This is a genomic window from Actinoallomurus acanthiterrae (assembly GCF_054775715.1).
Window position 1 is genome coordinate 6035996 of the sequence record NZ_BAAHCO010000001.1, and the last position, 23731, is coordinate 6059726.

Genomic DNA, 23731 nt, shown 5'->3' on the forward strand with positions numbered 1-23731 from the left:
CATCAGTCAGGCGGAGCGGAAGTGTTCGGCGAAGCGGCCGGTGAACAGGTCGGCGCCCTTGTACTCGGCGACCGTCGCCGCGGGGACGACGGCCGGGCCATCGGGGGTGGGCAGTTGACCGACGCCGCCTCGCGGTCCGAGCGGCAGCAGGATCATGGGGTCGGGTGCGGGACGGTAGATCGCCGCAGGCTGTTCGCCGCGCAGCCTGGCGATGATGTTCTGCGCCACGACCTCGGCGTGTTTCATGGCGTACCCGGCTCTCTTGTCCTCGGCGACGTCGGTGATGTCGCCGATCGCGTAGACGTGGTCGTACCCATGGACGTTGAGGCTCTCGGTGACGGAGACCTGTCCCTGCGTCGTGAGCGCCGTGAGCCGGCCGTCGGCGAGGTAGTCGCTGTTGACCTGCACGCCGTGGGCGCGGAACCAGATGTCGGCGGTGATCTCCTCGCCGGTGGTGGTCGTGACGGTGAAGGCCCCGGCCCGGCCGGGCCCGGTCGTCGGCGGCGTCGTCAACGCGGTGCCCAGCCGGAGTTCGACGCCCAGTTCGTCGAGTTGGCGGTGCAGGTCCTGGCGCATCTCCGGCCGGAAGTCGGCCAGGACCTGCTCGGCCGGGTCGACGACGGTCACGTGTTTGTGCGGCCAGACCTCTTTGATCTCCCCGGCCAGTTCCAGACCGACCGCGCCGGCGCCGAGGATCAGCACACGCTCCGCGCCGACCAGCTCCTTGTGGGTGTGACGGAGGTCGTCCAGCGCTTCGCCGGTGGACTCGGCGTTGGGCTTGGCCGGGTAGGCATAGCTGGAGCCGGTGGCCAGGACCAGGTAGTCGGCCGCGACACGCCGGCCCGAGGCCAGAGTGACACCGTCCGGGTCCACCGAGACGGCGCGGTCCCGGATCACCGTCCCCCGCGTGAGCAGCGTGTCGAATGCGAAGAAGATGTTCGGCGCCCAGTCAGGCTGGGTCAGCGCCCGCAGCGACCCGGCGGCGTTGACGAACGCGTCCCGTGGATCGATGAGAACGACGTCGGCCTCGGCGTCCAGCGCCTTGGCGACCGCCGATCCCCCATAACCTCCGCCGATGACCGCGACCGTACGAGTCATGAGTACCGCCCCCAGATAAGTGTTGAGTTCGTAGTACGAACCATATTAGTTCGTACTACGAACTGCAACCTTGGGGCAGGTGACGCGGCCGGCCGCGCCGAAGGCCTCCGATCGAGTGGGCGCCGCTGGTCGCGCCGCTCGATCAGGGAAGCCCGCGCTTCACCGCCCGTGCGGTTTCTCTCACTGGCCGGGGCGCCGAGTGCTTCTCATGAGTCGAGAACCACCAGGAGCTGCTTGGCGAACTCCTTCGGGAATTCGACGGCGCCGACGTGCCCGCCGGGGAACTCGACGAGGTCGGCCCCGAGCGACTCCGCCAGCCGCGCGGGCGGGCCGTAGAGCGGCACCTGCGCACGCGAGTCCCGCCCGGCCGCCGGCACGAGCTTGTGGGCGACGGGACGGAGCGCGGCGAGGTCGGGCACCGTCGAGGAGAACGGGCACAGCACGTGGCCGAGGAAGACCGGCATGTTGGCGTGCATCCGCGGAGCCATCTCCTGGATCTCGGGCGGTAGCTCCGTGGCCTGCTCGGCCGGCCGCTCCCCCAGTCCTTCACTGAATCGGGTCATCGCGGGGCCGACCCCCTCGGTGCGGAAGATGTCGCGGACCTCGGCGAACAGTGCCCGGTGCGGGGCGGGATCCTCCAGGAGTCCCAGCAGCGGCGGCTCGTGCGCGACCACCCGGCGCAGCCGCTCGGGATGCCGGGCCAGCAGGTCGACCGCGACGATGGCGCCTGAGCTGCACCCCAGGACGAAGGCCTCGTCGTCCGGGGCGACCAGGTCCAGCAGGCGGTGGGCGTCATCGCTCCACACCTCCACTCGCTGGTCGGTGAGGGGCCCGTCGAGACGGCTACGGGAAAGGCCGCGCGGGTCGTAGGACACCACCGTGTACCGGTCGACCAGGTCCGCGGCCATGCCCGCGTACAGCCCGGCGTCGGCGCCGCCGCCGGGGATCAGCAGCAGGACCGGGCCGCTGCCGCGCTTTTCGTAATGGAGCGTCGCGCCGGGTACCCGGAGCGTGCCGGTCATGGGCGAGTTCATCGGTTCTTCCGATCGTGTCGGGGCCAGTTCTCCAGGAGGACATGGAGCGCGTCGAGCGAGCGCGCCCAAGAGTCCTGGACGTCGCGGGGGTGGTTGAACCCGCCACTGAGCTCCAGGTGGATGTAGCCATGGAAGGTCGCGCGCAGCAGGCGTCCCGCGTCGGTCAGGTCCGGCTCGGTCAGGCCGTAGGCGCGCAGCATGCCGTACGTCAACTCGACGCTGCGGCGCATACCGGCGGAGTCGGCGTACTCGGCGACTTCTTCCGGTGTGAACCGCATCTGGGTCGCGGCGTAGCGGCCGGGATGGTCGAGGGCGTACTGCCGGTAGGCGTCGGCGAAGGCGACGAGCGCGTCCTTGCCGGCCCGGCCCGCCACCTCCGCGGCGATGCGGTCGGTCATCTCCTCGCCGCCGAGCAGGGCGATCCGGACGCGCAGCTCCCGCAGGTTCTTGACGTGCGAGTACAGGCTGGCGTCCTTCACGCCGAAGCGTCGCGCGAGCGCGGAGACGGTGACCTGGTCGATCCCGACGTCGTCCGCCATCTCCGCGGCGGCCGCCGTCAACTTCGCGGCACTGAGACCGGCGCGCCCCATCGACACCTCTATTCCTAGACGCTCTAGGAAATAGCCTAGCACCGGTAGGGTCGCTCGGTGCGCACCGAGGTGGCGTTGTAGCCGCGACGCCAGAACAGGTCGGTCGCCTTGATTCCTGCTGCTCGGCTTGATGGGGCTGGCGCCTGCGACCCGGCGGCCGCACTGGCGGTCTGGAGCGCACGCACCAACGAGAACCTGCGATAAGGCTCTCCCTCAGGTGAGGCTCACGGCCTGTTCCCTTGCCTTCTGGGGCGCGTTCTCGCGGCGAGGCAGCAGCAGCGGGGTGGCCAGGAGGAGGATTCCGGCGACCGCGATCGCGGTGCGGGGGCTGGTGACGGCGGCCAGCAGGCCCCACACCGCGGTCATGGCCGCGATGGTGGCGCTGCTGCTGACCGACCACGCGGACAGGGTGCGGGCGACCAGGTCGTGGTCGGTGTGCTCGAGCCGGTAGGTGGCCAGCACCGGGTTGAACAGGCCACAGCAGGTCACCAGGCCGAGTTGGACGGCGATGACGAGCACGATCCCGGGGACGCCGGGCCGGACGAACGCCAATCCGAGCGGCCAGCACGCACGCAGCGCCCCGGCGGCGAGGATCACCTTGTGCTGCCCGAACCGCGCCACGAGCCGGCGCGCCAGGCGTGAGCCGATGAGTCCGCCGACGCAAGGGGCCGCGAACGCGAGACCGTACTGCCAGGGCGCGAACCCGAGGCGGCCCAGCATGAGTACGGCGAGCAGCGGCTCGGAGGCCATGATCAGGCCGTTGCCCACGATCGCGTTGAAGAACAGCGGGCGCAGCGTGGGGTGGGTGAGGATGTGACGCCATCCTGCGAGCAGATCGCCCGCTCGCAGCCGCGGTGCGCCGGTCCGCGCGGGGCGCGGTTCGGTCCCGCCGATGGCGCGGATGCCCAGCGCCGAGAGCAGGTAGCTGACCGCGTCGGCCGCCACGGTCGTCACCGGGCCGAACATCGCGATCGCGGCCCCGCCGAGCGGGGGTCCGATCACGGTCGCGGTCCACGACGTGGACTCGAACCGGCCGTTCGCGACGAGCAGGTCCTCCGGCGGCAGGAGCCCCTTCACAAACGCGCCGCTGGCCGCGTTGAAGGCGATGTTGGCCGCGGCGACGACGATGGAGACGACGAGGAGTTGGGCGAAGCTGAGCAGGCCGAGCGCGAACGCGGCGGGGACGCTCATCATCGCGGCGAACCGGATCAGGTCCGTCGCGATCATGACCGGCCGCTTGCGGCGGAACTCCACCCACGGACCGAGCGGCACCGCGACCACCGCCCCCACGGCCCGCCCCGCGGCGGACAGCGCCGCCACCTGGGTCGGCCCGGAGTGCAGCACGAGGATCGCGATCAGGGGAAACGCACCGAACCCGAGCCATGTGCCGTACGAGCTGACGGCGAACGCCGCCCACAACCACCCGAACCGCCGCCCCAGCGACCGCCTACCCGCCATGCCCAACGCACCTCTCGGCCGCTCCGAACAGCCACACCCCGACCACCGGAATCAAAGCGATTAGGAACGGCTACGGCAAACAACCGATCCGCCGGGAAGCCACAACCATTCGTTGTGCGGATGGCGCGGGCGCGGCGCTGTTCCGGGGGCGCCGCCGAGTCGTCGATCACGCGGCAGGCCGCCACGCTGGACCGAGCCGCCGTCCCGCGTCAGGCGGCGGCCGGCGAGATCGTGATCAGGCGCATAGTTCGGCGAAACGCCCGGCGCCGATGTTGCCACCGGAGACGATCACGCCGATGCGGGGCGGGACGGGGGCGATGCGGCCGGACAGGAGGGCGGCCAGCGGTGCGGCGCCGCTCGGCTCGACGACGATCTTCAGGCGTTCGAAGGCCAGCCGCATGGCCTCGCGGATCTGGTCGTCGGTGACCAGGGCGATCTCGTCCACCAGCCGCCGGTTGATGGAGAACGTCAGCTCGCCGGGAGTGTCGGCGGCCAGCCCGTCGGCGATCGTACGGGGCACGGGAATGGAGACGCGCCTGGCCTCCAGGGACCGCTTGGTGTCGTCTCCGCTCTCCGGCTCGACGCCGATCACGCGGATGCCCGAGCGCACGCCCTTCGCCGCGGTGGCGCTGCCGGCGATGAGCCCGCCGCCGCCGACCGGGGTGACGAGCGCGTCGAGGCCGCCGACCTCCTCGAGGAGTTCGAAGGCGGCGGTGCCCTGTCCGGCGATGACGTGCGGATGCTCGTACGGCGGGATCAGTGCCAGGCCGCGGTCGGCGGCCAGTGCCTCACCGATGGCGACCCGGTCGCCGGTGTAGCGGTCGTAGGTGACGATCTCAGCGCCGTACCCCGCGGTCGCGTCCATCTTGGACCGGGGCGTGTCCTCCGGCATGAGGATCACCGCGGTGGTGCCGAGCTCCCGCGCGGCGAGGGCGACGGCCTGGGCGTGGTTGCCCGAGGAGTAGGCGGCGATGCCCTTGCTCACCTGCTCGGGCGCCAGGCGGGACGCGGCGTTGTAGGCGCCACGGAACTTGAACGCCCCGATGCGCTGGAAGTTCTCGCACTTGAGGAACACCTCCGCGCCGACGAGCGCGTCGATCGTGCGTGAGCGCAGCACAGGGGTACGGTGCGCGACGCCCTTGATCCGCGCTGCCGCGTCGCGGACGTCGTCCAGTGTGACCGGCGGTGTGTTCGTCATCCTTCAGCCTTCCGTGGAGGGGCGGTGCCGTCAGGTGAGGACGCGGCTCGGGCTTCGGCGAGGTAGTTGTAGGCGGAGGCGCGGGAGATGCCGAGCCGGGCCGCGACCTGGCGGGCCGCGCCGCGTACGGCGAACACGCCCCGGTCACTCAGGTTGCGGAACAGCTCCAGGCGCTCGGCCCGGCTGAGGTCGGTCCAGGGCTTGTTCTGCCGCAGCTGGTGCTCGTCGACGATGGCATCCACCACGGAGCCGATGTCGTCGCCGAACGTGGTGGTCGGCACGGCGACCGGGCCGGTGGCGCCCGCGAGCTCGCCGATCAGCGCGTGCGCCTGGTTGACGGCGGTGATGTCGAGGTTGACGCACAAGGCCCCGAACACCGCGCCGGTCGAGTCGCGCAGCACCATCGTGGAGGACTTGATCAGCTCTCCGGTACGGGCGCGGGTGATGTAGTTCAGCTCGTCTTCGGCCTGGTCGCCGCGCGCGAGAATCCCCATGCCGATCTCGCTCATCGCCCCGCCGACACCGCGCCCGGTCACCGACCCGGCGATGGCGACCACGGACTTGTCCGGGCGGCGGAAGTCGTGCACGACCACCTCGCAGAACGAGCCCAGCGTGGCGGCGATGCCGTCGATCACCGGGGCGAGCGCGGCGAGGATGGCGTCCTGCTCGCGGGCCTGCTCGGCCGACATCGCACCCTCCCCGGCACCGTCCTCTGTGGCTCCCACACGAACAGAGCTTAGACGATTAGTCTAAGGGCTGGATATTCAGTCCAGCCAAAGGGTGCCCTTACCCGCCGGCAGCGCGACCCGCGTCCCCGTCACCGGAGAGCGAAGTGGATCAGGATCGTCGGGCCAGCAGGTAGGCGCGGCGCGTGTCGACCTCACCGGCGTACGGCACGCGCTCGGTCCGCGTCTCGACGGCGAATCCGGCCTCGCCGAGCACCTCGGCGACGTGACCGGGCTCGAAGAACCGGAAGTCGATGTCCACCTCGTGGCCCCACCACTCGTCGAGGTGCCTCACCTCGGTGCCGATGTGGAAGGAGACGAGGAACAGACCGGAGGGGCGCAGGACGCGGCGGACCTCTTCGAAGGCCCGCCGCAGCTCTGCGGGGTGCAGGTGGATGATCGAGTAGAACGCCACGGCCGATCCGAACTCACCGTCCGCGGCGGGCAGCGCCAGCAGGTCTCCCTCCCGGAACTCCACGGCCGGAAACTCCCGGCGGCCCACCGCGACCATGCCCGCGGACAGGTCGATGCCGACCGCACGCACGCCGTGCTCGGCGAGCCTGCCCGCCACGTGGCCGGGACCGCAGCCCAGATCGGCGATCGCGGTACCCGCCTCAGTCTGCTCGACGAGGCACCCCAGCAGCGCGCGGTCCAGCGGCTTGCCGGACAGTTCGTCACGGAACCCGGCCGCGTAATCCTCGGCGACGGTGTCGTAGCCGAGCCGCACAGAGGCGTGCCTTTCGTGATTTTCCACGGCGAACAGGATCGCACGACGCCCCCGGACCGGTGTTCAGCCCATATGCGTAACGGCTAACGGCCGAAGTCGTGGACGGCACGCCGCGCCGCGGCGCTGAGCAACGGCCGCCAGTCCGCGAACCGGGCGAGCAGTGCCGGACCGTGGACCTCCCGCAGGCGAGGAGCCGCGGCCAGGACGTCCAGCTCGTTGGCGACCGTCAACTCGGCGAAGTCCCGGCGAAGCTCCCACGGCGGGTTGGCCACCGCACCACTGAAACGATCGACGTACGGCCCGTCCGCCGCGGTGAGGTGAGGAAGGGACCGAGCACGGTCGCAGCTCGCGTAGAAGTAGACGAGCCGTTCCGCAGCCACGCCCACGGTCTCGGCCAGCACCGTCCGGTCGCCGGGATCCCCGAGTGCGGTCGCGAATCCGTCGGTGCCGTAAAAGGCATGACACAGCCCTGCCAGGCGAAGGTCCGGCCGCGCGCCCCAGGCCTCGAGCGTCGCCTCCACCCGCTGCAGATGCGCGAACAGCGTGCCGCCCGGGTGCTCCAGCGTGTCCGCGCCGCGGTCGAGCAGCAATCCGATCGCCGCCGTATGGCGGTCACCGAACCCGCTGCCGGATGATCGCAGCTCCTCCGGCCGGGCAACGGGGTCGGACATGATCTCTCCTCACGCTCGGAGGTCGCCGCCGATGGCGAACCGGCGCCGCCGGTCCCGCCCACAGCCTGCGACCGGCTCGGTCCTCAGTCAATCCAGGGACGTCCGGCCGGAAGCGGCGTGCGCGGCCGGACGGGTCGCCATTCCTTCAAGCGTGCGATCGAAAGCGGTTGAAGCTTTGCCCGCAGCGGCGGCCGAATCGACCGGTGGCCGCGCGCTAACCTTCAACCCGTGGATGAGATGTACGGATCGGCGGTCCGGGAGGTGAGGAGGCTTCGCCCCGTCGATCTGGCGCGGCTGGCCGGCGTCTCGACCCAGCAGATCCGCAACTACGAGGAGGCGGGCATCCTGCCGCCCGCGGCGCGGACCTCCGCCGGTTACCGCCGCCTCGAGGAGCAGCACCGCAGCGCCCTGGTCACCTACCGCGCCCTCCTCAAGGGGTACGGCCCCCGTGCCGCGCCGGCGATCATGCGCGCGGTGCATGCGGAGGACCTCCCCCGGGCGCTCACACTCGTCGACGCCGAGCACGCGGCGCTGCACCAGAGCCGACTGTCCCTGGAGGCGGCGAGCGAGGCCCTCGAGGCGATCACCCGGCAGGCCCCCGACACCGAGGCCCTGCCCCGAGGCGGTCTGACCGTCGGAGAGGTAGCGGCCCGCCTGGGAGTGCGCAGCTCCGCGCTGCGGGTGTGGGAGGCCGCCGGGCTGCTCGCTCCGGGCCGCGACCCGGCCACCGGGTACCGCCGCTTCGCGGCCACCGACGTACGGGACGCACGCCTCGTCGCGGTCCTGCGTCAGAGCCACTACCCCCTGCCGCGGATCCGGTCAGTCCTGGAGGAACTGCGCCGTACGGGAAGCCGCGAGGCCCTGCGCGCGGCACTCGACGAACGCCGGGACGCGCTCAACCGGCAGGCGACCGCGATGCTCGAGGGCTCCGGCCGCCTGCACGACTACATCACGAGCTGAGGCCCGCGTTACGGCCGGACTTCGGCGCCTTGAAGATCGGGCGCGACGATCGGTGGCCGCGGGCGGGGTCAGCTTTCGGGCCGTGTCTGGGCCGGTTGGGCGGTCGCGGAGAGGGCGCGCAGATCGTCGAAGGCCTGGAGGAGATGCGCGTCCAGGTTCTGTGAGGAGTCGTCGATCCAGGCTTGGGCCGCGTGGTGGAAGGCGGCCCAGCCGGGCCTGGGCGGCCAGGCCGGCCAGCCGGTCGGCGACCCCGCGCTGCCGCAGCGCCTCCGCAACGGCGTCGGTGAGCGACGCGGCCTTGGCCAGGTCGCGTTCGCGGAGCGCCGGTGTCACGGCGATGAGCTCCAGTCGCGGTTCGGAGAACGGGCGGTTGTCCTCCAGGATCCGGCCGGCTTTCCGGAAGGCACAGAGCAGGATCTCGAGCGGCTGCAGACCGTCGGGCGCTTCGGCCACCGCCTGCATCAGCGCGGCGCGTAGGTCGGCTTCGCCGTCGAAGAGCACCTCGCGCTTGTCCGGAAAGTGCCGGAAGAACGTGCGCTCGTTGACGCCGGCCCGGGCGGCGATCTCAGCGGTGGTGGTCTGGTCGAATCCGCGTTCCCGGTACAGCTCCAGGGCCGCCTGCTGAAGGCGGCGGCGCGCTTCTGCTCCGCTCCGTGGCACGCCCCGAGGCTACCGGATACGCCAGTGACCGACGCTACATTGTGCCAGTGACTGGCGCTACGTGTAGAGTCAGCGACTGGCGCTAAGTAGCGCCAGTCACTGGCGTTAAGTGGGAGTGTGTCTCATGCGTGTCTTCGTCACCGGTGGTTCCGGCCTGACCGGCCCCGCCGTCGTCGCCGAGCTCGTCGCGGCCGGCCACACCGTCACCGGTCTGGCGCGCTCGGACGCCGCGGCCGCTCGGCTGGAGTCGCTGGGCGCCACACCACACCGCGGTTCCCTGGAAGACCTCGACAGCCTGCGGAGCGGCGCCGAAGCCGCCGAAGGCGTCCTGCACATGGCCTACGGTGGCGACTTCACCGACCTCGACGACATGATGCGGCGCGACCGGACCGCGATCGAGACGCTCGGCCGACCGTTGGAACACTCGGGCAAGCCGTTCGTCAGCACCTCGGGCACGCTGGTCATGTCCGCCGGCCGGGAGAGCACCGAGAAGGACGAGCCCGACACAGTCGGAATCGCCGCCTTCCGCATCTTGGGTGAGCGAGCTTGTCTGGGCTTCGCCGCCCGGGGAGTACGCGCGAGCGTGGTCCGGCTCGCTCCCACCGTCCACGGCCCCGGGGACTACGGCTTCATCGGCATGCTCGTCGCCACCGCGCGAAGGACCGGCATGTCGGCCTACGTCGGCGACGGCGGCAACCGGTGGCCCGCGGTACATCGGCTCGACGCGGCGATCCTGTTCCGCCTGGCGTTGGAGAAGGCTCCCGCGGGCAGTGTTCTGCACGGAGTGGCCGAAAGCGGCGTCACCTTGAAGAGCATCGCGGAGACGATCGCCCGGGGCCTCGATCTGCCCGCGGTCTCACTGACCCCGGACGAGGCCGCCGCACACTTCCCAAGCCCGTTCATGGCCACCGTCTACGGCATCGACACGCCCGTCTCCAGCTCTTACACCCGGGAGCTGCTCGGCTGGTCGCCCACCCACTCGACGCTGCTCGACGACCTGGAGCACGGCGACTACCTCGCCACACCGGCCTCCTGACCACCTAATGAGGCGTAACCCACCGGTCCGGACACCGGCCAGGCCCGACCACTACCCCGCGGTGGTCGGGCCTGCCGCAGCACGGCTGGAACCGGGGAAGAACAACATCGCGTGGTGCCGGACCTGCTCTTCGCCGTGGCGGTGGGTGTGTGGGGGCTGGTCAGTCGCTGGCGTGGGCGGTGTTGTCGAGCCAGTGCCGGGCGAGGTCGGTGTCGCCGTCGATGCTGATCTTGTGGGCTGGACCGTCGGTGAGGGAGAGCCGCCGGGTCAAGGTCAGCAGCAGCGATTGCGCCGGGCCGCTCACCGTCACATCGGCCTGCCGGACTCCAGGCTGCCACCCAGCCCCGTCGGGCCGCCTTTCGACGAGCCAGGCGTTCGCGCCGTCGGTGGCCAGCCACTGCAGGGTCTGCCCGGTGCCCCGGATGGCGTGGGCCGACTCCGGCCGCTGCATCTGCCAGGTGGGGGAGGTGAGCATCGCGAAATGGTTGCCGATGAGCGCGGCTGCGACGTCGGGATCGACCTCGGTCGGCCGGTTCGCCGCGGTGGCTGCGTCGAAGCCGTGGACGACCGCCTCGTTGAGCATGCTGGACATCCAGAACCGGCCCCCGGACCGCTGGTCCCCGGAGGCGTTGAACATCGGCGCCACCAGCGCCTCATCGGAGCACGCGTTCGCGACCCGCTGCGCGGACTCGGTCAGCCACGCCTGCCACCGGCCGGGGTCGGCGGGGAACTCGGCCAGTTCGGTGGGCAGTCGGGTGGGGTCGGTGATGCGCCGCTCGACGATCTCCGCGACCCAGTTCTGCGTCTGGCCCACGTGCTTGACCAACTCGGCGACGGTCCACTCCGGGGTCGTGGGCACGACGGCGGAGGGTCCGGCAGCGACGGCCGACTCGGCCAGGCGTCGGGTGTGCTCGACGATCGCGCGTCGGGCGAGGTCGGCGTTCAGCTCGGTCATGAGATGGCCCTTATCGGTAGGTGGCTTGTGCTGGGACTGACTCGTCCGGTCGAACTCATCGGTGCTCTGTGTAACGGTGTGACAGGCGACTTGGTGATCATCACCGGCGGCGACACCCTGGTGGTCCCGTCGCTGGACCGCTACTCCCTGCACGACCTCATCACCATGGTCGGCGACCTGCGCCGCCGCGAGATCGCCGACGCCGTACCTCGGGCGCTCAGCCGGCGGCGCGGTCGGTGAGGGGGCGGCGCCGTATGGAGGTGTCGGTCAGGGTGTTCGGCTGCCAGGCGCCGTCCGCGCGGTACAGGTCGGTCCCGGGCGGCGTGATCTCGTCGATCCGGTCGAGGGTGGCGTCGTCGAGGGTGAGCGAGGCGCCCTTCAGCGTCTCCTCCAGTTGCTCCATGGTCCGCGGCCCGATGATGACCGAGGTCACCGCGGGATGCGCCACCGGGAAGGCCGTCGCCAGCGCGGGCAGTGAGCAGCCGAGGTCTGCGGCCAGTTCGACGAGCGCTTCGACGGCCTCGTACTTCCTGGCGTTCTCCGGCAGCGCGGGATCGAAGCGTCCGGGCATGAGGGAGGCCCGGCCGGTGGACAGGTCGACGGGCCGGTCCTTGCGGTACCTGCCGGTCAGGAATCCCGACGCGAGTGGGCTCCAGGTCAGGACGCCCATGCCCAGGCGGCGGCAGGTCGGCAGCACCGAGGCCTCGATCCCCCGGGCGAGGAGCGAGTACGGCGGCTGCTCGGTGCGGAAACGCAGCAGGCCGCGGCGCTCGGCGACGTGGTGGGCCTCGACGACCTCCGCGGCGGGGAAGGTGGAACACCCGAAGGCGCGGATCTTGCCCTGGTGCACCAGGTCGCTCAGCGCGGAGAGGGTCTCCTCGATGTCGGTGGTGTGGTCGGGACGGTGGACCTGGTACAGGTCGATCCAGTCGGTCTGGAGCCGCCGCAGGCTCTCTTCGACCTCCTTGATGATCCAACGTCGTGAGTTGCCGCCCCGGTTGCGTCCCTCGCCCATCGGGAAGTGCACCTTGGTGGCCAGCACGACGTCGTCGCGGCGGTCCTTCAGGGCCTTGCCGACGATCTCCTCCGACTCCCCCGCGGAGTACATGTCGGCGGTGTCGACGAAGTTGATCCCCTGGTCGAGGGCAGCGTGGATGATGCGGACGCACTCGTCGTGGTCGGGGTTGCCGACGCCTCCGAACATCATGGCGCCCAGGCAGTGGACGCTCACCTCGATGCCGGTGCCGCCGAGAACGCGATAGCGCACGATCGTTGCTCCTTGTCGGTGGTAGGGGAGGGCGACCACGTCGGTGATCGCGGAGCCGGCGCCTCGCCCATGCCGATCCGATCCGGCAGGCGGCCCGGCTCCGCCCGTACCTTAGGAGCTAGAGTCCGCTCTAGATCAACTCCTTGGCCCGGCATCCCTGATCGCGATGCCGCTGGAGGGTGAGGGTCAGTCCGCCGACGGCGGCGAGGAGGGCCCGCGGTAGGGCAGCGTCTGGCTGTAGACCACGCTGGTGGTGGTGCTGCCGAACTGCGCGAGCTCGTCGACGAGCCGCTCGAGGTGGGCCATGGATCCGGCGGCCACCTTGAGCGTGTAGCAGTCCTCGCCGGTGGTGCGAAGGCACTCGAGGATCTCCGCGCGCCCGGTGAGCAGCCGGCGCAGCGGCTCGTGCCGGCTGCCGGGGTACTTCAGCCGCACCAGGGCCAGCACGGTGAAGCCGACCTTGCCCAGGTCGACGTCGGCGCGGTATCCGGCGATGACCCCCAGCGACTCCAGCCGCCGGACCCGCTCGGTCGTCGCCGAGGCGCTGAGACTGACTCTGCGTCCGAGCTCGGTGAGCGGCAGCCGGCCGTCGCGTTGCAGCTCACTCAGGATCGCCCAGTCGGTCTCATCGAGATCCTCGGCCATCCGCCGAAGATACCGGCAGATCCACGGCCTCCCGCGCCGTACGCCGTGAACGATCTCTTCAAGAGCGGCGGAACGTCTCGCTAGCGTTGTCTTATGCGAATCGGGGTGAACGTACCGAACTACGGGCCCGGGACCGATCCGGACGTGCTGTGCCGCTGGGCGCGGACGGTGGAGACCCTCGGCTTCGACCTGTTGATGATCTCGGACCACGTGGCGGTGACGCCGGACGTCGCCGAGCAGTATCCGGCTCCGTTCTACGAGCCGTTCACGACGCTGTCGTGGCTGGCGGGCGTCACCGAGCGGGTCCGGCTCGGCACCTCGGTGCTCATCGTCCCGTACCGGCATCCGCTGCTCGTCGCGCGGATGGCGGCCAACCTCAACCGGATCAGCGGGGGACGGCTCGTCCTCGGGGTGGGCGTGGGCTGGGCGCGCCAGGAGTTCGCGGCGCTCGGGGTGCCCTTCGAGCGGCGTGGCCGGGCTGACCGACGATCACCTGCGGGCTCTGCGCGCCGCCTGGGCGGACGAGGACGACTACCGCAGCGGCCCGATCCCGATCTGGGTGGGCGGCAACAGTGATGCGGGCATGCGCCGGGCGGTCCTGCTCGGCGACGCGTGGCATCCGCTGCGTGACCTCACTCTCCCCCGGTTGCGTGACGCGGCCGGCCGGATGAAGGCCCTCGCCGACGAGCTGGACCGCCCGGTGCCCGCGCTGACGCCGCGGATCCTCCTGCGGCTCACCGACTCCCCCGTCACCGGCCCCGACCGTGTCGCCGGGGAGGGCTCCATCGAGCAGATCGTCGACGACCTCGAACAGCTGCGCCTGCTCGGCGCCGACACCGTCGTCCTCGACCCGTTCGGCGGGGACCCGGCCGAGACGCTGCGTCCGCAGACGGCCTGGCGGGCGCTCGCGACCGTGGCCGACCACTGGGACCTGAGCACTTCTCACGAAACGGAGAGACCGTGACACCTGAGGACGAGAGCTTCCTGCGCCGGGCCATCGAGCTCGCCGCCCGGTCCCGCGCGGGCGGGGACGCCCCCTACGGATCGCTGCTGGTCGGCCCGGACGGCGACGTGCTCGCCGAGGACCACAACACCGTCACGAGGGACCGCGACATCTCCGCCCACCCGGAGCTGAAACTGGCCCGGTGGGCGGCCCGCGAGCTCGACCTGGAGACCGCGGCGGCCACCACGATGTACACCAGCTGCCAGCCCTGCGGGATGTGCTACGGCGCCATTCAGCGCTCCGGCCTGGGCCGGGTGGTGTTCGCGTTGTCCACCGAGCAGCTCATCGGGATCAATCCCGGCGGCGGCTGGCCGCAGGTGCCGCAGGAGGGCCCCGGGCTCTACGACGAGGCCCGGGTGCCGATCGAGGGCTTCTACTCGGCCCGTGAGCAGCAACCGAACGGCCAACGGCGACAGCGCGCCGGTTCGGGCGGAGTTATCGCCGTCCGCCGTCCGGATGCGGGTGGCCCATCTCTCGATCAGGACTGAGCGGGCGGGGTCCGGGTGTGAGTAGTTGCGGTACAGAAAGTGCCGCTGAGATTGATCATGGTCCGGCCGGAGTCGGGGTGAGAGGGTCGTCCGGTCGCCGGATGCGGCCTCGGCGGGGGCGGGGAGCAGTGGGCGGGAGGCCGTCCGCGCCTGATCAGTGATGACGACATCGCGTTCATCGTCACGACGGCCTTGATCTAGAGGTCGATGACGACCTTGCCGTGCACGTGCCGGCCGTGGAGCTCGGCCGCGCGGCGGATCTGCTCGACCGGGAAGCTCGCCGCGATAGGCACCCGTAGTTGGCCCGCCGCGACCAGGCGGGCGACCTCTTCCAGGGCGCCGAGAGCCGCGTTCGCGCCGTTGGCCGTCGACACGCCGTCGACTTGCGCGGCGATGGTGCAGATGCGGCCGTCCGGGACGCCGAGTTCCCTTGCGGCGTGCACTGTCTCCGTCCCGTGCAGGTCGATGGCGGCGGTGACACCGCAGGGAGCGAGGGCTCGGACCCGGTCGGCCAGGCCGTCACCGTAGGCGACCGGCTCGGCTCCGAGATCGCGCAGGAAATCGGACGATGTCGCCGATCCTGTCCCGATCACGCGCGCTCCTGCGATCCGGGCCAGCTGGACAGCGAACACCCCGACCCCGCCCGCCGCGCCGCCGATCAGCACTGTGTCGTTCAGGCCGGGGTCGACCACGGCGAGGGCGGCGGATGCCGTGCGGCCGGCGATCGCGAGGGTGGCGGCGGTGCGGTCGTCGACGCCGTCGGGGGTGTGATGGGCCTCGTTCGCCGCGATCCCCCCGGCCGGGTCGATCACCACGAAGTCGGCGACCGCGCGTGACAGGGCGCCCCCGAACACCCGGTCGCCAGGTGCGAAGCCGGTCACCCCGTCACCGACCTGGTCGACCACTCCCGCGTAGTCGGTCCCGAACCCGGCCGGGAGGCTCAAGCCGAACCGGGCGGCGGTGTCCGCGTCGGCGGTCATGATCCAGTCCATCGGGTTCAGACCGGCGGCAGTGACCCGCACACGGACCTGTCCCGGGCGGCCTGCGGCGCGGGAATCTCACGGATGTCCAGGACTTCGGGGCCGCCGAACGAATCGAGCCGGACCGCCCTGCTCCTGCCCGTCGGCGGTTGATCGCTCTGTTCCTGCATATACGCTCTACCGGCACTTCCTGACCCGCGAGTCGCTGGTCGATGCGGTCTACCGGGACCAGGTCGTGCGGCTGACGACCGGCGCCCGCGAGCTGCTCGGCCAGTTGCCCCCGGCTGCGGCGATGCGGCGCTGGATGGACTTGTTCGGGGACTGGATCGCGACCAAGAACGGCATGCTCGATACGCTGCTTGCGATGATCGAGTCGGGCGAGATCGCCCATGCACAGACCCGGACCGAGCTACTGACGGCCATCACCACGATTCTCGACGCTGGCCGTGCGGCGGGCGACCTCCGCTCCGACGTCACCGCCGAAGACATCGCCGCCTCCCTCATCGGCATCTTTACCGTGGCCCCCCGGCCCAAGCATGAAGCCAAGGCCAGTCGCCTGCTGAACCTCCTGATGGACGGCCTCCGGCCCGCCGCCCGGCCGGCCTAAGCCCGGATCGAGGCGGCCAGTGCTAGCCGACCAAGATCAATCTCAGCGACACTTTCTGTACCGCAACTACTCATACCCGGGGTCCTTGGGTCGGGCAGCAGGTCGGCCAGTGCGGTGCGCACGGCGACTCGGCTCACCCCGTGCTCACGCGCGAGACCCGCGGTCGAGGCGCCCTGGTCACGGAAAGCCGCCCGCACTTCTTCGAGCTGCTCTCCGGTGAGTGTGGGTGGCCGGCCGCGGTAGCGGCCTTCGGCTTCGGCCGCGGCGATCATTCGGCGGTCAGTTCGTTTTGCAGGTCGCGCTGGAACTGGCCGACGGCGGTGATCACGTTGATCAGCCGGCTGCGGTAGGCCAACACGTCCGGCAGCATCGCATCGCCCCAAGGACCGCGGCGCCCTCGGCGTTCGCGCCGAACTCGATCACCTTCGGCAGCAGTTTCAAAAAACCCGACACCGTGGTGTACCGGCCGACCAGCTCGCCCCACCAGTCGCCGGGCTCGGCCGCATCCGCCGGCGGCACACTGGAGTTCACCGTGGCCAGCGCCGCCCGAAGCTCCGCGCAGGACACGATCGCCTCGATCGCCTCCCACACCTCCGCCGCCCTCGGCTCCTCCTCCTGCCCGCCCCAGGAATCGGAGTCAAACAGCGCCTCCACCGCCACCGCCAGCCGGGCCGAAGCCTGGCGAGCTTGGGGTGCGCGCGGATCTTCTCCCTGTTCGCCGCCGTCTGCGCCTTGTTCAACAGTTCGGTGGCCATCAGCAGGTCGAGCAGTTCGAGGGTGCCGTCGACCGACTTGGCCTCCAGGTGCCGGACCGTGGCCAGCAGCGTCGCCAGCCGCCGACCGTCTGGATGGCGGCGGATCGGTGAGGCGTCCGCCCGCATCCCGTACTTGGCCAGGTCCGCCAGCCGGCGAGGCGGCACCAGCGTTGGCCGTTCGGTTGCTGCTCACGGGCCTACTCCTGATCGCGTCCCGGCGCGGCACGGGCCGCGTCGAGGCCGTTGTTCCCGAGTCACGGCGATGCGTCATTCGGCGGGAGGGCACTCTTAGGATCGAGTAGTGCTGAAACCCGACTACCCGATCCTCACCGAGCGTCTTCATCTGCGCCCCTACACCCTCGACGACTTCGACGCCCTCTATGACATCCACTCGCGGCCGGAGGTGGCGCGCTACCTGTACTGGGACGCCCGCGACCGCGACGAGGTCCGCGAGGCCCTGGAGAAGAAGATCCGCTCGTCGATGCTCGCCGACGAGGGCGACGCGCTGCAGCTGGCGGTGGTCTCTCCGGAGACCGGCGCGCTCGTCGGGGACGTCGTGCTGTTCTGGACCAGCCGCGAGCACCGCCAGGGCGAGGTCGGCTACATCTTCCACCCCGACCACGGTGGCCGCGGTTACGCGACCGAGGCCGCCGTGGTGATGCTGCGCCTGGGGTTCGAGGGCTTGGGTCTGCACCGCGTGGTGGGCCGCCTCGATGGCCGCAACACCGCCTCGGCGCGTGTCCTCGAGCGCCTCGGCATGCGCCGCGAGGCGCACCTGGTGCAGAACGAGATGGTCAAGGGCGAGTGGACCGACGAGGTGATCTACGCGATGCTCGAGGACGAGTGGCGGGCCCGCCAGGCCGGGTAGACGCAGGATCCCCCGCGCAGGCCGCCGGGGGACGCCGGTTTCAGGCGATGCCGGGCAGGAGCGCGGCGGACCAGCTGAAGTTCGTGGAGTTCAACGGTTCCCCGGTCAGGGGGTCGTAGTTCTCCATGATCGGGCGGTCGCCGAGCAGACCGTCGGCCGACCGCCACAGCCGGTCCGCGGCGGACGCGGCGTCCGTGCCGTAGCCGTACCGGCGCAGGCCGGCCAGCGCGAAGTACGCCTGGTCCAGCCACACCGGACCGCGCCAGTACTCCTTCGCGTCGAAGTACGGTGAGCTCTTGGCGACCGTCGGGAAGGGCACCTTCGTGGCGAACTCCGCGGGGTCGGTCAGCCTGGCCCGGACCCGCGTGGCCTCGCCGCCGTCGGCGACCCCGGCCCACAGCGGAATCGCGCCCTCGATGCCCCGGCCCCGCTCCACCAGCCGCCGGCCGGTGGCCAGATCGGTGTCGTAGAAGAAACCGGTCGCCGGGTCGTACATCTTGGTCCGGATCGCCGCGGCGAGCGTCCGGGCCTGCGCGGTGTAGCGGGCGGCGTCGTCGCGGTGCCCGAGCCGTGCCGCGATGGCCGCCAGGTAGCGCTTCTCGGCGACGAGGTAGGAGTTGAGGTCGACCGACTCCTGGTTCAGCGAGTAGCCGGCCAGCCCGGCCGTTCGCGTCGCGGTTCTCCACGACGGTGGTGCCGAGCGCGGCGTCGAAGCGCGGGGCGTTGTCCATGCCGCTCTCCCACGCCGCCGCCTGCCGCCGTTCCTCGGGGCTGTCGTTGGCCGGGTCGACCGTGGCGCCGTATTCGGCCAGGCCGTCGTGGTCGTGGTCCCGGTCGCGGTACCACCAGTCGTGGTAGGCGACCAGTTTCGGATACATCTCCTTCAAGAACGCGGTGTCGCCGTTCGCCCGGTAGACCTGCCAGACCGCCCAGGCGGCCAGCGGCGGCTTGGAGTTGCGCTCGTTCCAGTTGCCGCCGCCGCGCGCCGGGTCGTTGTAGAAGAGGCAGTCGGGGATCATCCCGGCGTCCTGCGGGCGGGTGGGCGAGTCGGGGCGGACCTGGTAGTCGAACATCGACTTGATCTGCGACTCGGCCAGCGCGGGGGCGAAGCGTGCGACGCCGACCGCCTGCTTCCAGGTGTCCCACGCCCAGAACCCGCCGGTGAACCACTTGTAGGAGATGGACGGGGTGATGCCGTCGTGCTTCAGCATGCCGGCCGCGCCTCGCCAGTTGGTGATCAGCGTCTCGACCGACTTGACCACCGCCGGGCGCCGTTCGGCGGGCACGCCCCGCGTCGCGGCCGTCACGTAGCCGCGCCAGCGCGCGTCGTCCTGGGCGATGGCCCGCTCCGGCCGGCGCAGCAGGTCGCGGACGGCCGCCGCCTCCCGGCTTCGCTCGGCGGCGGTGAAGGTGTAGGTCTCGGTCCAGGTCAGCGCGGTGGTGCGGCGCGGCGCGACGGTGCGCGGGCGGGCCAGCTCGGTGACGTAGGAGTCGCCGGTGACGGTGGTGCGGACCGGCTCGGCGTGCGTGACCTCGAACCGTTCGGTGCCGTCGGTGAGGTAGTCCCACGTCCGCCGGACACGGGCGAAGTCGACGGCGACGCCCTGACCGGTGGCGTGCAGCGACGGGGCGCTGCGCATCGGCTCGGCGTCCGGCCGCAGCAGGGCACCGGTCCAGCCGACCTCCAGCGTGCGCGCGGCGGCGCCGGTGTTCTCCAGGTACGCGCGCACCAGCGCACTGCGGTCGCTGCCGAAGCGCAACTCCAGGGTGAGACGCAGCCCGGGCAGGTCGTACGACTGGCGCAGCAGGCCGGGCAGTGCGGTCAGCACCGGCTTCTTCGCGGCGGCCAGGTCGATGTCCCGGCCGTTCTCCCGCAGCCGGAGGCGGGAGAACGCCTTGCTCAGCCACCAGGGGTACTCCTGGGCGATGTACATCGGCCCGGTGAAGCCGCCGTAGGTGGACGGGTCCTTCGGCAGCGCGTAGGCGTGCCACGCGCCCCGGTCGGCGAACACGTTGATGTCGTTGACGTCGGCGGGCAGGGCGTTCGAGGGGACGCCGTGCAGGTCGAGCACGTCGGCGTATCCGGCCGGTGGCGGCGCGGCGTACGCGGCGGGAAGGGCGGTGACGACGAGGGCCGAGCCGAGCGAGAACCCGGCCAGGGCATGCAGCGATCGACGCATGATCACCTTTCGTGGGGAGAGGAGCGGCCGTCAGCGGGCCGTCTTGAGCACCGCCGCCCCGAGCGGGGGCAGCCGGAGCGTGCCCCGCACAGCGGTGCCGGTCAGCAGCTCGATCCCGTCGGGCACGGGCAGTTCCGTCTCCGTGCCGGCGTGGTTGAGCAGGAAGAGGTAGGAGACGTCCGGGCCGTCGCGGCGGGTGACCTCCACGCCGTCCGGGGCCTCCAGTACGGGCCTTACGCCCGCGTCGGCGAAGGCGGTGTCGAGGACGATGCCGACGTCCGCGCCGAGATGGCAGCCGAGGTACCAGGCGTGGCCCGAGCCGTAGGCGTTGCGGGTGACCGCCGGGCGGCCGGCCAACGGGCCGGAGGCGTACGCCCCGACGACCTCGGCCGTCGTCGCGGTCAGCCACTCGCTCCACAACGTCGCCGGCACGACACGGTCGCCGAGCGCGACCCCGGCCGTCTCCCCGTCGGCGATCGGCCAGAACTCCTCGACGGCCACGCCGAGCACGTCGCGCAGCGGGCCGGGGCAGCCGCCGTCGTGGATGTGGTCGTGTTCGTCGGCCACGCCGCTGAAGCAGCCGCAGACCAGCCGGCCGCCGTCCTCGACGTAGGCGGCCAGCCACCGCGCGGTCTCCTCGGTCACCAGGTAGAGGTTGGGGGCCAGAACGACGCGGTAGCCGTCCAGCGGTGCCCCCGGCGGCACGAAGGCGACGGTCACGTTGCGGGCATGGACCGGGGCGTACCACGACGCGGTCAGCTCGCGCAGCCGCAGCCGGGCCGAGGGGTGCTCGTCGAGTTCGAGGGCCCACCAGGAGTCCCAGTCCAAGGCGATGGCGACGTCGGCGGTCAGCCGGGTGCCCGCGACCTCGCCGAGACGGGACAGCTCCCGGCCGAGCCGTACGGTGCCGGCCCAGCGCGGCGACGCGACGCCCCGGTGCGGCAGCAGCGCGCTGTGGAACTTCTCCGCGCCCGCCCGCGACGCCCGCCACTGGAAGTGCAGGACGCCGTCGGCGCCGCGCGCGACGGTCTGCAGCGACCACAGGCGTTGCAGCGCCGGGGTCTTCGGGACGTTCACCGGCCGCCAGCTGACCGCCGACGGTGCCTGCTCCATCAGCAGCCACGGCCGTCCGCCCTTGAGCGAGCGCATCAGGTCGTAGTTGAGCGCCGCGCCGACGTGCGCCGCCGGGTCGGCCGGGTCGGGGTAGGCGTCGTCGGACACGAGGTCCTCCTGTGCCGCCCACGCCCAGTAGTCCAGTGCCTTGAACATCGACATGAAGTTCGTGGTCACCGGTATGTCGCCGCGGACCTCGTCCAGCACCGCCTTCTCCGCCCGGTAGCAGGCGAGCAGCGCGTCGGAGCAGAACCGCCGCCAGTCCAGCACCTGGGTCGGGTTGACCGGGCCGGGTGCGGCGCGCGGCGGCTCGATCTCCTCCCACGCGCCGTACTGCTGGGACCAGAAGTCGGTGCCCCACGCGGCGTTCAGCGCCGCCAGGCCGGTGTACCGCTCCCGCAGCCAGCGCCGGAAGTCGGCGGCCGAGACGGGGCAGAAGCACTCGGTCACGTGGTCGCCGTACTCGTTGTGGACGTGCCACAGCGCGAGCGCGGGATGGTCGTGGTACCGCTCGGCGATCGCCCGCGCGAGACGTACGGCGGCCCGCCGGTAGACCGGTGAGGACGGGCAGTAGTGCTGCCGCGAGCCGAATTCCAGGCGAACGCCCTCGGCGGTGACCGGCAGGATCTCCGGGTGCGCGCGGACCAGCCACGCGGGCGGCGACGCGGTCGCGGTGGCCAGGTCGACGCCGATGTCATGCCCGGCGAGCAGGTCCAGCAGCCGGTCGAACCAGCCGAAGTCCCAGCTGCCGGGTCCGGGCTGCAGCCGTGCCCAGGAGAACACCCCGACGGTGACGAGGTTGACGCCGGCCTCCTGCATCAGCCGGACGTCCTGCTCCCACGCCTCCTCCGGCCACTGTTCGGGGTTGTAGTCGCCGCCGTACAGCAGGCCCGGGATCCGGGTCAGGCGGTCGTTCGTCCGCGTCATCCCTTGACCGCCCCTCCGAGCAGCCCGGACACGAACTGCTTCTGGAACACGAAGAAGACGAGCATCAGCGGCAGCGTCGCCAGGAACGAGCCGAGGATCAGCCCGGAGTAGTCGACGTGGCTCTGCCCGACGAGGGTGTACAGCGCGACCGGCGCCGTGTACTTGTCCTCGGTGTTGAGCATCAGCAGCGGCCACAGGAAGGCGTTCCACTGGCTCATGAAGGTGAAGATGGCCAGGGCGCCGAGCTGCGGGCGCACCACCGGCAGCACGACCCGGTAGAAGATCCGCAGGTCACCGGCACCGTCCATGCGGGCCGACTCGATGAGCTCGTCGGGGAAGTCCAGGAACGCCTGGCGCATCAGGAAGATACCGAAGGAGTTGGCCAGGAACGGGATGATGACGGCCTGGTAGGTGTCGATCCAGCCGAGGTTCGACATCATCTGGAACAGCGGCACGAGCAGCACCTGGAACGGGATCATCATGGTCGCCAGCACCAGGCCGAGGAGCAGCCCGCGGCCGCGGAAGCGGTACTTCGCCAGGCCGTACCCGCACATCGCGGAGATCAGCGAGCTGAGCACGGTGTAGACGACCGCGATGCCCAGACTGTTGGCCATCACGCGGGTGAAGCCGATGGAGTGCTGCAGCGACACGAGGTTGTGCAGCAGCCGCCCGCCCGGCAGGAACGGCGGCGGTGAGCGGAACAGCTCGGCGTTGTCCCGGGTGGAGGCCACCACCATCCAGTAGAACGGGATGACGCTGACCACCGCGCCGGCGGTGAGGAACAGGTAGCCGGCCACGCGGCCGAGCAGACGCGGGCGCAGGGTCCGGGTCGGGCTGGTCATCGGCGCGACCGGTCCTTTCCAAGGAAGCGGAACTGGACGAAGGAGATCAGCCCGATCAGCAGGACGACGACCCAGGCGATGGCGGCCGCGTAGCCGAAGTCGAGCTGCTCGAAGCCGACCTTGTACAGGTAGAGGACGGGCGTCATCGTGGCGTTGCCCGGTCCGCCCTTGGTCAGCACGTAGTTCTCGTCGAAGAGCTGCAGGGTGCCGATAGTCGAGGTGACCGAGCAGAAGAGGATCACCGGCCGCAGTTGCGGGACGATCACCCGGGTGAACGTCGTGAACGCGCCCGCGCCGTCGATGGCCGCCGCCTCGTACTGCTCGCGGCCGATGCCCTGCAGCCCGGCCAGCAGGATGATCGCGTTGTATCCGGTCCACCGCCAGGTGATCGAGCCGATCAGCGCGACCCGGGCCCAGCCGGGGCTGTTCAGCCAGTCCGCCCCGGGCAGGCCGACGGCGTGCAGCGTCTGGTTCACCATGCCGCCGTCGGTCTTCAGCAGCACCCGGAACACCACCGAGTAGGCCACCAGCATGGTCACGGCCGGCAGGAAGTAGACGACGCGCCACGTCGACCGGAACCGCAGCCACGACCGGTTCAGCCCGTACGCCAGCAGCAGACCCAAGCCGATCATGATGGGCACCTGCACGATGAGGATCAGCCCGGTGTTGCGCAGTGACGCCCAGAACACCGGGTCGTGCAGCATCCGCCGGTACTGGGCGAGCCCGACCCACGTCTGTACGCCGTCGCGGTCGGCGGTGAAGCTCTGGTAGACGCTCGCCAGCAGCGGATAGGCGAAGAACAGGACGAACAGCGCGGCTGCCGGCCCGGCGAAGATCCACGGAGTGATGCGTGGCAGGCCGCGCCGTCCTCGGCCCCGTCCGGGCCGTGGCCCGGCCGGGGCCGGAGCGCGCACGGCCTCTCGTGTCACGTCGACGGTCACGGC

At 71.1% G+C, this 23731-nt stretch carries 24 protein-coding genes and 3 pseudogenes; 8 read left to right on the forward strand and 19 right to left on the reverse strand.

Features of this window, described 5'->3' with window-relative positions; genetic code table 11:
• Positions 1-6: 6 nt before the first annotated feature.
• The 8 genes from ACYVF7_RS28635 to ACYVF7_RS28670 form a co-directional block, all read right to left on the reverse strand.
• Positions 7-1098, reverse strand: coding sequence for an NAD(P)/FAD-dependent oxidoreductase (locus ACYVF7_RS28635; RefSeq protein ID WP_460346855.1), 1092 nt, complete (start codon positions 1096-1098; stop codon positions 7-9).
• A gap of 206 nt (positions 1099-1304) precedes the next feature.
• The gene (locus ACYVF7_RS28640; RefSeq protein WP_460346857.1) at positions 1305-2132 is read right to left on the reverse strand and encodes an alpha/beta fold hydrolase; all 828 of its coding nucleotides are present in this window, start codon (positions 2130-2132) and stop codon (positions 1305-1307) included.
• The gene (locus tag ACYVF7_RS28645; RefSeq protein WP_460358160.1) at positions 2129-2722 is read right to left on the reverse strand and encodes a TetR/AcrR family transcriptional regulator; all 594 of its coding nucleotides are present in this window, start codon (positions 2720-2722) and stop codon (positions 2129-2131) included. Before ACYVF7_RS28645 ends, ACYVF7_RS28640 begins: the two co-directional genes overlap by 4 nt.
• A 213-nt stretch (positions 2723-2935) precedes the next feature.
• The gene (locus tag ACYVF7_RS28650) at positions 2936-4180 is read right to left on the reverse strand and encodes an MFS transporter (RefSeq protein WP_460346859.1); all 1245 of its coding nucleotides are present in this window, start codon (positions 4178-4180) and stop codon (positions 2936-2938) included.
• Positions 4181-4415: 235 nt separating this feature from the next.
• Positions 4416-5378, reverse strand: coding sequence for a pyridoxal-phosphate dependent enzyme (locus ACYVF7_RS28655; protein ID WP_460346861.1), 963 nt, complete (start codon positions 5376-5378; stop codon positions 4416-4418).
• Positions 5375-6067 carry a helix-turn-helix transcriptional regulator gene (locus tag ACYVF7_RS28660; RefSeq protein WP_460346863.1) on the reverse strand — a complete coding sequence of 231 codons (693 nt, stop codon included), beginning with the start codon at positions 6065-6067 and terminating at the stop codon, positions 5375-5377. The genes ACYVF7_RS28655 and ACYVF7_RS28660 overlap by 4 nt, the downstream gene beginning before the upstream one ends.
• 148 nt (positions 6068-6215) lie before the next feature.
• On the reverse strand, positions 6216-6857 hold the full coding sequence (locus ACYVF7_RS28665; protein ID WP_460346865.1) for a class I SAM-dependent methyltransferase: 642 nt from the start codon (positions 6855-6857) through the stop codon (positions 6216-6218).
• 56 nt (positions 6858-6913) lie between these two features.
• The gene (locus ACYVF7_RS28670) at positions 6914-7501 is read right to left on the reverse strand and encodes a DUF6817 domain-containing protein (protein ID WP_460346867.1); all 588 of its coding nucleotides are present in this window, start codon (positions 7499-7501) and stop codon (positions 6914-6916) included.
• A 237-nt stretch (positions 7502-7738) separates the two neighbouring features.
• Between ACYVF7_RS28670 and ACYVF7_RS28675 the strand changes: the two genes are divergently transcribed.
• On the forward strand, positions 7739-8461 hold the full coding sequence (locus ACYVF7_RS28675; RefSeq protein WP_460358163.1) for a MerR family DNA-binding transcriptional regulator: 723 nt from the start codon (positions 7739-7741) through the stop codon (positions 8459-8461).
• Positions 8462-9016: 555 nt separating this feature from the next.
• Here ACYVF7_RS28675 and ACYVF7_RS28680 read toward each other — a convergent pair.
• A pseudogene (locus ACYVF7_RS28680) lies at positions 9017-9121 on the reverse strand (TetR family transcriptional regulator); the annotation flags it as partial.
• 124 nt (positions 9122-9245) lie between these two features.
• On the opposite strand from ACYVF7_RS28680, the gene ACYVF7_RS28685 reads away from it, so the two are divergent.
• Positions 9246-10157, forward strand: a complete 912-nt coding sequence (locus tag ACYVF7_RS28685) for an SDR family oxidoreductase (protein ID WP_460346869.1) — start codon at positions 9246-9248, stop codon at positions 10155-10157.
• A gap of 160 nt (positions 10158-10317) precedes the next feature.
• Here ACYVF7_RS28685 and ACYVF7_RS28690 read toward each other — a convergent pair whose 3' ends face one another.
• Positions 10318-11112 carry a maleylpyruvate isomerase family mycothiol-dependent enzyme gene (locus ACYVF7_RS28690; RefSeq protein WP_460346871.1) on the reverse strand — a complete coding sequence of 265 codons (795 nt, stop codon included), beginning with the start codon at positions 11110-11112 and terminating at the stop codon, positions 10318-10320.
• Between the two features lie 78 nt (positions 11113-11190).
• On the opposite strand from ACYVF7_RS28690, the gene ACYVF7_RS28695 reads away from it, so the two are divergent.
• Positions 11191-11352 carry a hypothetical protein gene (locus ACYVF7_RS28695; RefSeq protein WP_460346873.1) on the forward strand — a complete coding sequence of 54 codons (162 nt, stop codon included), beginning with the start codon at positions 11191-11193 and terminating at the stop codon, positions 11350-11352.
• On the opposite strand, the gene ACYVF7_RS28700 is transcribed toward ACYVF7_RS28695, so the two are convergent.
• Together ACYVF7_RS28700 and ACYVF7_RS28705 are read right to left on the reverse strand one after the other, a co-directional pair.
• Entirely contained in the window at positions 11330-12379 is a 1050-nt protein-coding gene (locus tag ACYVF7_RS28700; protein WP_460346875.1) for an aldo/keto reductase, read from the reverse strand. The two genes, ACYVF7_RS28695 and ACYVF7_RS28700, sit on opposite strands and share 23 nt — an antisense overlap.
• Before the next feature lie 186 nt (positions 12380-12565).
• Positions 12566-13024 (reverse strand): Lrp/AsnC family transcriptional regulator, encoded by a 459-nt coding sequence (locus ACYVF7_RS28705; RefSeq protein ID WP_460346877.1) that lies wholly within the window; start codon positions 13022-13024, stop codon positions 12566-12568.
• Positions 13025-13117: 93 nt separating this feature from the next.
• Here ACYVF7_RS28705 and ACYVF7_RS28710 point away from each other — a divergent pair, with 93 nt between their 5' ends.
• From ACYVF7_RS28710 to ACYVF7_RS28720, 3 genes are read left to right on the forward strand one after another with little or no spacing between them, the layout of a single operon-like run.
• Entirely contained in the window at positions 13118-13600 is a 483-nt protein-coding gene (locus ACYVF7_RS28710) for an LLM class flavin-dependent oxidoreductase (protein WP_460346879.1), read from the forward strand.
• A complete protein-coding gene (locus ACYVF7_RS28715; protein ID WP_460346881.1) occupies positions 13494-13988 on the forward strand; it encodes an LLM class oxidoreductase in 495 nt (164 codons plus the stop codon). The genes ACYVF7_RS28710 and ACYVF7_RS28715 overlap by 107 nt, the downstream gene beginning before the upstream one ends.
• Positions 13985-14515 carry a nucleoside deaminase gene (locus ACYVF7_RS28720; protein WP_460346883.1) on the forward strand — a complete coding sequence of 177 codons (531 nt, stop codon included), beginning with the start codon at positions 13985-13987 and terminating at the stop codon, positions 14513-14515. The genes ACYVF7_RS28715 and ACYVF7_RS28720 overlap by 4 nt, the downstream gene beginning before the upstream one ends.
• A gap of 197 nt (positions 14516-14712) precedes the next feature.
• On the opposite strand, the gene ACYVF7_RS28725 is transcribed toward ACYVF7_RS28720, so the two are convergent.
• Positions 14713-15396: a zinc-binding dehydrogenase gene (locus tag ACYVF7_RS28725; protein ID WP_460358164.1), complete on the reverse strand. Its 684-nt coding sequence runs from the start codon at positions 15394-15396 to the stop codon at positions 14713-14715.
• Positions 15376-15540, reverse strand: a pseudogene (locus tag ACYVF7_RS28730) (alcohol dehydrogenase catalytic domain-containing protein); the annotation flags it as partial. The gene ACYVF7_RS28725 and the pseudogene ACYVF7_RS28730, both read right to left, overlap by 21 nt.
• Positions 15541-15730: 190 nt before the next feature.
• Between ACYVF7_RS28730 and ACYVF7_RS28735 the strand changes: the two are divergent.
• Entirely contained in the window at positions 15731-16102 is a 372-nt protein-coding gene (locus ACYVF7_RS28735; RefSeq protein ID WP_460346885.1) for an SbtR family transcriptional regulator, read from the forward strand.
• Positions 16103-16435: 333 nt separating this feature from the next.
• Here ACYVF7_RS28735 and ACYVF7_RS28740 read toward each other — a convergent pair whose 3' ends face one another.
• A complete protein-coding gene (locus ACYVF7_RS28740) occupies positions 16436-16756 on the reverse strand; it encodes a hypothetical protein (RefSeq protein ID WP_460346887.1) in 321 nt (106 codons plus the stop codon).
• Positions 16757-17158: 402 nt separating this feature from the next.
• Here ACYVF7_RS28740 and ACYVF7_RS28745 point away from each other — a divergent pair, with 402 nt between their 5' ends.
• Positions 17159-17725: a GNAT family N-acetyltransferase gene (locus ACYVF7_RS28745; protein WP_460346889.1), complete on the forward strand. Its 567-nt coding sequence runs from the start codon at positions 17159-17161 to the stop codon at positions 17723-17725.
• 40 nt (positions 17726-17765) lie between these two features.
• Here ACYVF7_RS28745 and ACYVF7_RS28750 read toward each other — a convergent pair.
• The 4 genes and pseudogenes from ACYVF7_RS28750 to ACYVF7_RS28765 form a co-directional block, all read right to left on the reverse strand.
• A pseudogene (locus tag ACYVF7_RS28750) lies at positions 17766-19905 on the reverse strand (MGH1-like glycoside hydrolase domain-containing protein).
• Positions 19906-19935: 30 nt separating this feature from the next.
• On the reverse strand, positions 19936-21945 hold the full coding sequence (locus ACYVF7_RS28755; RefSeq protein WP_460346891.1) for a beta-galactosidase: 2010 nt from the start codon (positions 21943-21945) through the stop codon (positions 19936-19938).
• Complete coding sequence (locus ACYVF7_RS28760; protein WP_460346893.1) at positions 21942-22787, reverse strand: carbohydrate ABC transporter permease; 846 nt, start codon at positions 22785-22787, stop codon at positions 21942-21944. Before ACYVF7_RS28760 ends, ACYVF7_RS28755 begins: the two co-directional genes overlap by 4 nt.
• A complete protein-coding gene (locus tag ACYVF7_RS28765; RefSeq protein WP_460346895.1) occupies positions 22784-23728 on the reverse strand; it encodes a carbohydrate ABC transporter permease in 945 nt (314 codons plus the stop codon). The genes ACYVF7_RS28760 and ACYVF7_RS28765 overlap by 4 nt, the downstream gene beginning before the upstream one ends.
• Positions 23729-23731: the final 3 nt, after the last annotated feature.